The following is a 3029-nucleotide window of genomic DNA, read 5'->3' on the forward strand; positions in this document are numbered from 1 at the left end:
GTCATTCTTAAACAGCGATTCGCAACCTTCTTTAATTTTGACAATTAATTCGTATTGAATGGTGCTTTCTGCCATCGGCTGACCGTCGCTGGAAGGATAAATGATTTCTGCGGTTGTGACTTGCATAGTGGTTGTCTCCGAGAAGTATCTAAGCTTAATTATACTATTTATGAGGGTGATTTTAATAATGTAAAATTCCGTAGGGGCGGGTTTTACCAACCATCTATGTTTAAAACCAATAATCTCATAAACCCGCCCCCACCCAACGACTCCTAAAATTAGAAAAAATGGCGATCGGCGATCGAATATCTCGCTCATTCGCGTTCTAATTCTGCCAATTTTTTCTGGGCAAATTCGCGGAGTCTTTCGTCAGAATCGTTCTGAGCGCGATCGCGCACAAGTTCTAAAGTTTGAGGGCGATCGGGATATAACTTAATCATAGCTGCAAGAGCTGTTTGCCGGGGGTTGCCTTGCCCATCATACTCGCGCTCAAAGGGGTCATTGATAGCAACATCGCACAATAATTCAAATATTCCAGGCTCATCTTTCCACCCCCGTGCTAATTCTTGGACTGCTGCACGTCGCATATGCGAATCATCGTCTGATTGAGCGCATTGTTTGAGCCAAGGTAAGGTTTCTGGGTCATCTTTCCAAGTGGCGGCAACTGCTGCTACTGCTTGCCGGGGAATTTGATAAACTACGATGTGATATTCTGGATGTGTAGAATGAGTGATATTTCCGTATTTAGTTAACTCTTTAACTCGCTCGCGCAATTGACTAGCAATAGCAGCGATCTCATTTCTATTCTTGACTTCGGAAACACACTGCGCCGCCAAAAACAGATTGCTAAACTTGTCTGCTTCCCCATTTTCACCAATCAGGTATTCTAGGATTTGACCTGTAAAATTAGCATCCAGCATCCCCGCCATTAAACGCAACACTTCATGCCAAGACTCATCTCGCCAATGCTCTCGAAAAACTTCAATCAAACCATTTATATCAAGCGTTTTTTGTTTCTCAAATTGCCGGACAAACTCCCAAGCACAAAAATATTCCAAAAACGTGCGGTGGACAAAAGCAAAATAATCTTCATTGTATCCACCCAAGAAGCACAAAATAAAATTGCGATCGCGCAGTTGATCTACCATCAACTTAGCACAAGCAGTTGCCCCAGTTCCCATCAAGCCGCTCAATGAATCAGTAATAGTTTGCCGCACATCCTCGCGACTAATAATATTTCCTAATTGTTTGCCACTAGACTGCATTGTGTAGGCAATTCGCCCGCAGATACTTTGTTTGACTTCTTCATCAATTACATAAGGGTCAATTCTGTCATTATTTAGTTTTTCTTTCACTTCAAAGTCCCATTTATGCAGCAGCACTTTTGATGCTTCTTCATAGAGTTTCGCCCGAAAGCGCGGTAACTCCTGATTGCGATTGAGAATTGCCATCATTGTCAGCAACAGCGGATTTCCAGCTAATTCTCGAATTGAATTTGATGCAGCAATCGCTTGCTGCAAGCGTTCTAAAAGAGCAGCTTTTTTCAATCGATCTATCAATGTCAAATCGTGCCACTTCTGGATAAAATCTTGAATCTGTTCCGGTTCAAAATCTTGCAGCATAAAGTGATGAAATCCGGCATTTTTCAGCCGCTGCTGCTGGTAGCCAATAACCCGAGAAGTGACGATGGTTTTCACCGTTGGATATTTTTGAGTGAAGCTATGAATTTGGTCAATAATCCGATTGCGTTTTTCCAACTCGAACACTTCATCTAGCCCGTCAAACATGACGACAGCGCGGCCAGCTTGCAGCCATTCGTGCAGGATATTTTTGTCTAAATGGTCGATCCGACTAGAGTCGCGCTCGATAAATTCTAGAAAATTATCGCACTTTTTTTCATCTTGACTGCGATTGTATTTCCGCAATTCAATCAGTAAGTGAATCGGGTGCAGTGACAAGTCATTGGCAGATAATTTTGCCCACTGAAGCGCTAGATATTTTAATAGCGTAGATTTCCCAGAACCCGGATCGCCTAGAATTACTAGATAACGGTAAGTGACATCATCAATCACGTCAAGCACTGAGCGAGTTTGCTGTTGACTATAAGCTTTTTGGTGGCGTTCCAAATCTTCTGGACTTACTTCGGCCGCTATGTCCCCCCGTTCCCGCAATCGCTTTTGAATCTCCTTGGGCAATTCATAATCTTTCGGCAAATATTCCTGACACGATCGCGCGTTTTGGGGAATAAATATTTCTTTAATTGTCAGTTTTCCTTCGTATTCTCCAGACCTCTTATCTAAATTGTCTAAATTCAACGAATATTCATATAGTTCTCGCAGTCCTTCTTGATAACTTGCTAAGTTAAATTTAGCTGGTATCGGAGCAATTCTTGCGAGACTGCGCTCCATGCTGGCAAATTGATTTGTGTTTAAAATTTGTCGGAGTTCGGCATTGTGCTGGATAATTAATTTAACGCTTTTCAGATACTTTTCTGCGACTTGTTCCCAACTAAACGTATCGGGAAGCGAGGAAACAGGTTGCTCCTGTAAAAAATTAGCAGGTACAATCCGAGTGAAGGTGGGTAAATTCTGTCTAACCGGATGTTGCAAGCGCAAATTTTGCCAGTGCAGAGCTAAAATACCAGTGTCTAAATATTTACAATTGGCTTGAAACGCAGTTCCTAAAACTTGCCTGACATCAGGTTGTTTGAGAAATTGGCGTAAAGGTTGCAAGTATTGCTGCATCTGTTTTTTGTCTAAGTGCGATCGCTGCAATTCCTGCTCGAAGCATTGAGTAAAATATTTAATGGCTTCGCGAACAGCATTTTGAGCGAAGGGCTTTTTAGCAAGTCCTTCAACATCTTTAATGCAGTCTTTAAAAAAATCTTTAACGTAGTCGTCTAAAGCTGCTTTAGCCAAGTCTTGCAAAATAGGGCCGACCAATAACCAACCCAAACCCAAACCCGCGCTGACTGGATCTACCATTGCTTTTTGCTCGATTTGTATGCTTTAATTGGAAATATTATAGCG

The 3029-nt window shown here is 42.1% G+C and carries 1 protein-coding gene; it reads right to left on the reverse strand.

The genetic code is table 11. From position 1 onward, the window contains the following. Positions 1 to 314: 314 nt before the first annotated feature. Complete coding sequence (locus ACUVJL_RS13485) at positions 315 to 2984, reverse strand: NACHT domain-containing protein (RefSeq protein WP_445246313.1); 2670 nt, start codon at positions 2982 to 2984, stop codon at positions 315 to 317. Positions 2985 to 3029: the final 45 nt, after the last annotated feature.

Source organism: Microcoleus sp. OTE_8_concoct_300 (genome assembly GCF_031383065.1).
GTDB lineage: Bacteria > Cyanobacteriota > Cyanobacteriia > Cyanobacteriales > Microcoleaceae > Microcoleus.

Excerpts from the sequence above, each read along its gene's own strand:
- ACUVJL_RS13485 (WP_445246313.1), bottom strand. The coding sequence starts at position 2,984 with ATGGTAGATCCAGTCAGCGCGGGTTTGGGTTTGGGTTGGTTATTGGTC.